Genomic DNA, 821 nt, shown 5'->3' on the forward strand with positions numbered 1-821 from the left:
TTCGCGCGCATCAAGGAGCCGCTCGAAGTCCCGGACCTCCTTGCTCTGCAGACCAACTCTTTTGACTGGCTGCTGGGTAATGAGAGGTGGAAGGCCCGGGTCGAGGCGGCCCAGAAGGCCGGAAGTAAGAGTGTCCCGACGCAGTCGGGCCTCGAAGAGATCTTTGAAGAGATCAGTCCCATTGAGGACTTCTCGGGAACCATGTCGTTGTCGTTCCGGGATCACCGGTTCGAGCCTCCGAAGTACTCCGTGGAGGAGTGCAAGGACAAGGACATGACCTACTCCGCTCCGATGTTCGTCACGGCGGAGTTCATCAACAACACCACCGGTGAGATCAAGAGCCAGACGGTGTTCATGGGTGATTTCCCGCTCATGACGCCCAAGGGCACCTTCATCATCAACGGCACCGAGCGAGTGGTCGTCTCGCAGTTGGTGCGGTCTCCCGGTGTCTATTTCGACCGGGCGCTGGACAAGGCCTCGGACAAGGACATCTATGGCTGCCGGGTGATCCCGAGCCGGGGTGCCTGGCTGGAGTTCGAGGTCGACAAGCGCGACAACGTGGGTGTGCGGATCGACCGTAAGCGCAAGCAGCCGGTGACGGTGTTGCTGAAGGCGCTGGGGTGGGACGAGGCGCGGATCCGTGAGCATTTCGGCGGGTATGAGTCGATCAATGTGACGCTGGAGAAGGATCACACCTCCGGTCAGGACGATGCGCTGCTGGACATCTACCGCAAGCTGCGTCCGGGTGAGCCGCCGACCAAGGAGTCGGCGCAGACGCTGCTGGAGAATCTGTATTTCAATCCCAAGCGGTATGACGTGGC

General features: G+C 60.7%; 1 pseudogene. It reads left to right on the plus strand.

From position 1 onward, the window contains the following. Positions 1–821: pseudogene (locus tag ACH34W_RS55455) on the plus strand (DNA-directed RNA polymerase subunit beta); the annotation flags it as partial.

Origin of the sequence: Actinomadura sp. 6N118 (genome assembly GCF_044326415.1) — a bacterium.
Lineage (GTDB): Bacteria > Actinomycetota > Actinomycetes > Streptosporangiales > Streptosporangiaceae > Spirillospora.